Origin of the sequence: Acinetobacter sp. I-MWF (assembly GCF_025433935.1) — a bacterium.
GTDB classification, from domain to species: domain Bacteria; phylum Pseudomonadota; class Gammaproteobacteria; order Pseudomonadales; family Moraxellaceae; genus Acinetobacter; species Acinetobacter guillouiae.
Genome location: NZ_JAMBAR010000001.1, coordinates 1,579,311 through 1,586,617, shown reverse-complemented (window position 1 = coordinate 1,586,617; position 7,307 = coordinate 1,579,311). Strand labels below are relative to the sequence as shown.

Below are 7,307 nucleotides of genomic sequence, written 5' to 3'. Positions count from 1 at the left end.
TTTTAACGACTTCTTGCAAGGCTTTACCCGTTTCAGTAGTCGCTTTCTTCCCAACTGCACCTATACCAGCACCACCTATCAACTCACCATATATTTGGGCTTCAAGTCTCGCTTTCTCATAGTCATCTTGTTGCATCTGGTATAGATCTAATGTGGTCGCATATTTCTCTCTATTGATCGCATCAGCATCTATAACTTTTTGCGCAATTTCTGGGGCATTTTTAATAACCGTAGCTGTTGTATCTATCGCTTTTTGAGTATTTTCAGCAGGTTTTTCAACAAAATCAACAATCCCGTTTAATATATTCCATCCTGTTTCTACAGCACCTTCAATGCCTGTTTTTAATCCTTCAACAGTTCCTAAAGCTGTGCCCGCATCACGTTTTACTGGCTGAAGTAATTGATCACTAAGACCAAGTTCACTACTTTTAATTGCCCCATGATCCTGAATAAACTCTTTTTTATCGTTGTAATTTGCTGATTTTGTATCCGAACTTCCTCCAAGAGTATTTGTTAGAAATACATCTTTATTTTTAAAATCCTCTGGAGTTGCAGTAAAACCCTTACCCTCAGTATCAATGTAAGTTTTAGCCTTTTCTATTTCAGAATCAGTTAAATGACCTGCATATGTATCCTTAGTTGCTTGAACTTTAATAGTTGGTAATTGACCCTCTTTTTGTGCTCCTTTATCGTCGATAGTTCTTGATAAATCACTATTCAAATCACTGACTGTGGTATTGGCTGTTTGTGCACGTAAATATTGATAACCTTCTTGATATTTTGATATTTCCGATTCAGATAGACTCCGATCAATACTGTTCTTCCATCCTTCATCGATATTGTATAAAGCGCCTCGCGTTAAGATTGTTTTCGCATCTTCTTCACTGATTCCTTTTTCTTTTGCATATTCTTTAGCTAGCTTTTGAATGAGATCAACTTCTTCTCGATGCAACTGACGATTATTTGAATCGACATTTACTGCTGTACCTACACTTGATGTGTTTAATCCAGCCGCAGTTCCTGCACCAAGTAGTGCCAAACTGCTTACACTGTTAACAACTGCCTCTGCACTATCAGTTTTCATTCCCTTGTCAGTCAAGGTTTTGACCATATTTTCTTGAATTTGATTTAGTGTTGGTGCTGCTGCTGCAATGCCAGTTGTTGTTAAGGCACCTTCTACTGTACCCGTACTTAAAGCGCCAATAGCTGTATGCATCGCAACTCGATAAACACCACCTTCATCCCATTTTTTTGCTTCAGCTTCGTTCCCGAGTAGTCTTTGTTTAAAGGCCTGTTGTTGGGCATAGTCAGCAACAGCTTTTGGTGCATTTTCCCCAAATCTCTTCGTCACATCCATCTGCAAATTGATTTCACTTTGAACCTTATCTTTGTCAAAGTTATTTTTCAGCACACCACTGTTTTCTCGTGCTGTATCTGTCGTCACACTGGTCAAGATTTCAGACTTGATCTGTTCAGCTGTTTTACCTGTTAAAGCTTGCTGACCTTGTTCATCTCGAATGGTGATATTTGATGTATTGATACCGCTTTTGGTCACACTACTGTCTTTATCACTGTCTAAACCAAAGCCGATAGATTTACTTACACCTGTGATACTTGAAGTATGTGGATCAATTTTGTTTGGTGTAGAAAGTACAGTATCAGGCTGTTTTCCACCTTTTGGATCACTTTTTCCTGCATTAAAACCTGCACCTAAACTGATACCTTTGGCATCATATTCACTCACATTACGAATATCTGAATGAGTCAGCGTGCTTGTATCTAGACTATTGTTCTTTAATTTTTCGGCAGCCTGTGTAGATGTGATGATTGCACCTTTTAAATCTGTGTTTTTATTTACCTTGATTTGGTAACCATCATCACCAGCAAATACTCCAGACTGTTCATTCACTGAAGCGTAATAGGCATCAACGTTAGATTTACTAAAACTTCCAGAAACACTACCGCCACTAAAGCCTACACTCACTTGCCCTGAAATATTTTGTTGTTTGCTTTTATACGAGGCTTTGTCCTGCAAACTTTCTATGTTCAGTTCATTGGCATCAATCTGTACACCTTTACCTTGTACCTGACCACCGATAATATTGGTTGCATTACCACTACTGATTGTGGTTAAGCTATCTTTAGAACCCACGTGACTATTAACATAGCTCGTATCTGTTCCATTGCCTTTACCTTTACCTAAATTTCCTCCAGCAGTGATCCCAAAGCCTGTTTGATTACTTACAGTTACACCAGCATTCCAACCTGCGCTCTTGTTACCCGATTCTTCAGTTGCCTTTTGTTCAGCAGCTTTAATATTAACATCATGGTCTGCTGCCAGATTTGTTCCTTTCATACCAACAACATCTGAACCAATGATATTAATATTGGATTTGTCTCCTGCACCTGTGGCAACAATGTTGGTTTTTCCACCCGCATAAACTTGGCTTTGACTAGCTGTCGTGCTTTGTGTTCGACTAAATTCTGTATTTTTCTGTTCGCCGTAGGTCAGACTAACTCCAACTTCTACGCCCCCATTGAGCTGACTTGCATCCGATAATGCACCTTGTAACTTTCCTAAAGACTGCCCAGCTTTGTATGCATCAAATCCTGCGTTGGCTGCTGCCATGGCATTCACACGATCATTTTTGCTTTGACCAACTTGTTTTGTAGAATCCATTACTGATTGTACGGCAGTGACAATTGGAACATTCACAGCAAGCGTTAAGCCTTTTTGTTCCATTTCATGTTTATAATCACTGGTACTTTGTTCTTTAGCAGCCTCGATATTGACTTGTTGTGCCAATATATTCACATCACTCTGTTGTGATGAAACCGTACTTCCTGTTTGTTGATATGTTTTTCCTGCAATAATATTGGTATTGCCATTTAAACTCCCCACTGCAGATCCAGTATTGGTTGACTGGGTATTTTGTTGTTCTGTGAGCTCTTTCTTTTGTCCAACACTAAAACCAATCCCTCCACTTGACATCAGCCCAGATTTTTTAACGCTCGACTCTGAATAATCTAAATACTTATTTTCAGCACCCGTAATACTGACATTTTCTTTTGCCTGAATCTGCGTTAACTCATCAGAAACCACCTCACTACCACGGATATTAATATTGTTGGCATCCAATACTACATTTTTGCCATCAAGCGTACTCGCAACAGCCTCATCACTCATATGACGTGTACGTTCTTGTTCCAACTTACTACTTAAAACCCCTTTACTCGAAAACTGTGTAGCTTGCTCAATATCTGATACTTTTCTACCCTCTGATATCTCAATATTCTGTTGAGCTGATAGTATCGTTGAACCCTTCTGACTAGAAACTTGTGAACCTTTCACAGTGATATTTTCACCTTGCAAACGAGTATCACCTACACCTTGAATCACAGACCCTATATCTTGTTGTTTTTTATTATAATTATAATTATCTTGATCAGCATATCCACGATTATTAATCTCGGTCGTGATGCCACCAATATTCAAATTTCCTTGAGTCTGAATTCTAGTTGAACCATTGCTATTCTGAATCTCAGCTGCTTTTAAAGTCGTATCTCCACCCACTTTGATTGAAATCGAAGTTGTTAGATTTTTTCCATCAGCTTGCTTTAAAGGGGCATTGGTATAAATGCCTGCCAAACGATCTAGACCTGTATAGCTAAATACACTTTCGCCAACAATATTTTGACTGCTTTGCGTAGAACTTTCTAAATTAAAGTTTCGCCCTACATTTAAATCAACAGCTTGATCAGCTTGAATTTGACCGCCAACAATATTTAAATCTTGACGCGTATTCAACCCGACCTGATTCCCTTGAATCTTGCCGTTCAATAATTTTACATTATCTGCGCTGAGTACAACCGCTTGTCGTCCTGCAATCGTGCCTGAATTAAATACGTCACCTTGTACATCCAACTTAATTGAGTCAGCTGATATCAGTGTGCCATCACCTTTTAGATCACCTACTCTGGCTTGAACATAGACCTGTGGCACTAAAGCTTTAGTGGTTGTTCCATCTGCAAGTTTGATGGTTTTTTCTTCTAACCACACAATATCACTGGTGAGTTGCGCGATTTGTGCTTCTGTTAAAGCGATACCTGGTCTTAAATTATAGAGTTTGGCAAAGCTTAAACCATTATTCATCAGTGCCTTATATTGTTCTTCATCAGAGCCATAACCTTGAAGGAAACGATAGCCTGTGAGTTTTGCGACTTGATCTTGAACTAAGCGTTGTTCGTAATACCCATCACCAATACGCTTTTGTTGCAATGCAGGATCTAATCCTAATGCATCCAACATATAGTCAGAGGACAGCCATTTTTTATAATTCGCATAGGCTGGATCTGTTTCAACCAGATAATTCGCTTGGCTATCTTTTGTGGTAATAAATAATGCATTACTAGATAAGGTCAAATAATCTTGTGAAACAGTTCGAACAGTAATCTCATCAGTCTGGGTGATTGCAGTTGAATCATTTGTCACGCCATCAATTTGATGATTCTTGATCTGATCCACATCCTGCTGTTGTGCATTCACTTCTGTAGATTGCTGTGAATCGACCGTCAATTGATCAGGGCTCAATGGTTTTTTTAAGTCCGATGCATTTTGGCTAATCCCTGTGCCTGCATCCACATTGAGTTGTTGATTTTGGGCTTGTTGTATATTCAGTTGTGCCTGCTTAACAGATTGAGCATCTTCAATTTTTTGCTGCACTTGCGCAGCTGTTAAACTTTCAACTGGGTTATTAGATTGGCTTGCTGTGTATTCTTTAACAATACCTAGAGTAATTGGCATCGTTTGAGTTATCGGTGCTGGCGCATAATTAACATCTCGCCCCCATTCATGTTTATGGCTGGTATGCGTTTTATTCCAACCGACAGAATGCGTGTTACTAAATCCACCTGATGCAACAGAATCTTGACTATAGAGCTGAGTAGCTTCATTAATAATTTTATCAAGACCATTGGTAATGGCTAAACCCACCAGAACTTGACTATCTTTATTGCTAAATACTGCATTATTGTCAAATCCAAGATTACCCCCTGCAATAATCTGCGCTGGGCTAGTAGACTGCACCTCATCTTCACTGTGGATATTGGTATAGATATATCGCGTCCAATCCTCACCTATTTCTTTGGTTGGAGCGCCACCTTCAACCTCAGGTACAAATAAAACCGCATTGCCTAGTCCTCTACTGGAATTTCCAAGTCTAATAATACTCGAATCCCAACGTTGCCCATCTCGTTCATATTCGGTTACTTTTTCTCGGCTTTTTTCAACCAATTTATTAATAACAAGATTTTCATTAATATTTTGGATCGATTTAGCACCCAGGTACATATCACCAAGTGATTCAATCACCGCACTGCCATTATAAATTTGCGCTGCATTGCCTTGTGCTTTTAAATTCTCATCTAGGCTACCACCCACATTGAGTTGACCCGCACTAAAGATCCAAGCATTGTCACGGCCATTCTCTTTAACAATCCCACTCGATTTGTTGTTTAAGATTTGGATCCCTAAATCCATGTCTCCACGTGATGCAATCACCGCGCCTGTGCCAGCCAAGTTCGACTTGTTATCGAGGGTATTGGCCTGAATCGCAACATGCGTACCATAAATTCGTGCACCATCATTCCAAACTCGATTGGCTTGAATATGGGTGAGCTCACCATTGATTAAGCCTTGGTTCTGTAGGGTATCTTGTGCAATCAGATGGGTCTCATTGGATGCAATACTTGCACCAGTTTGGTTTTGAATATTTTTTGCATTCAGTTCAACTTTTTGCCCAGCGCTCAGTTCAGACTGATTAATTAAATCCTGTTCGGTACTGAGTTTAAGTGTGCCATTGGCCAGATGGGTCTCATTGGATGCAATACTTGCACCAGTTTGGTTTTGAATATTTTTTGCATTCAGTTCAACTTTTTGCCCAGCGCTCAGTTCAGACTGATTAATTAAATCCTGTTCGGTACTGAGTTTAAGTGTGCCATTGGCAGCAATTTGATCCGCTTGGGTATGGGTATAGCTTTGCTTTAAGTCGATATCGACATTACCCTCACTGATGATCTTGCCTTTGTTGACCAATTCATTGGCTTTCAGATTGAGCTGATTTTTTGCCAATAACTCGCCATCTGTATTGTTTATATTCAGGGTTTTATCGGCTGTACCAATGCTTAATGTATTCAAACTGCTAATTGAACCCAATTGATTGCTCAATTGGCTGTTGATATTCAATGTTGCATTTTCACTGGCACGGATCACACCAGACTGGTTATCGAGTTCATGTGCATTAATTTCAATATTTTTAGCATCAATGCCACCCAGTACCGTGCTATCTTTGGTCTGTGCATTAATCACTTTACTGGCATTCGCTGTTAACTTTTCTCCAGCAACAATATGACTTCCCACACCGCTGTTATTAATCGTATCTGAGGTTAAGCTGACATTTTGCTGTGCTTGAATTTGACCAGCCAGGTTATCGATACCACCGCCAGCAGTCTGTTGTTGCAAGGTCAGGTCTGCTTGGCTATTGATTTGACCACTGTTGTTATTAATATTCTGTGCAGTAATATTGGCAGATGGGTCTCATTGGATGCAATACTTGCACCAGTTTGGTTTTGAATATTTTTTGCATTCAGTTCAACTTTTTGCCCAGCGCTCAGTTCAGACTGATTAATTAAATCCTGTTCGGTACTGAGTTTAAGTGTGCCATTGGCTGCAATTTTATCCGCTTGGGTATGGGTATAACTTTGTTTTAAGTCGATATCGACATTACCCTCACTGATGATCTTGCCGTTATTGACCAATTCATTGGCTTTTAGATTGAGCTGATTTTTTGCCAGTAACTCGCCATCTGTATTGTTTAAATTTAGCGTTTTATCAGCTGTACCGATATTTAAACTATTCAAGCTACTGATTGAACCCAATTGATTGCTCAATTGGTTGTTGACATTCAATGTTGCATTTTCACTGGCACGGATTACACCAGATTGGTTATCAAGTTCTTGTGCATTGATTTCAATATTTTTAGCATCAATGCCACCCAATACAGTGCTATCTTTGGTCTGTGCATTAATCACTTTACTGGCATTCGCCGTCAACTTTTCTCCAGCAACAATATGGCTTCCTGCACCACTGTTATTCACTGTATCTGAGTTTAAGCTGACATTTTGCTGTGCTTGAATTTGACCAGCCAGGTTATCGATACCACCGCCAGCAGTCTGTTGTTGCAAGGTCAGGTCTGCTTGGCTATTGATTTGACCACTGTTGTTATTAATATTCTGTGCAGTAATATTGG

General features: G+C 39.5%; 2 pseudogenes. Both read right to left on the bottom strand.

The features are described 5' to 3' along the window. A pseudogene (locus tag M2R48_RS07390) lies at positions 1 to 5,863 on the bottom strand (hemagglutinin repeat-containing protein); the annotation flags it as partial. Positions 5,864 to 6,522: 659 nt separating this feature from the next. Continuing rightward, a pseudogene (locus M2R48_RS07385) lies at positions 6,523 to 7,307 on the bottom strand (filamentous hemagglutinin); the annotation flags it as partial.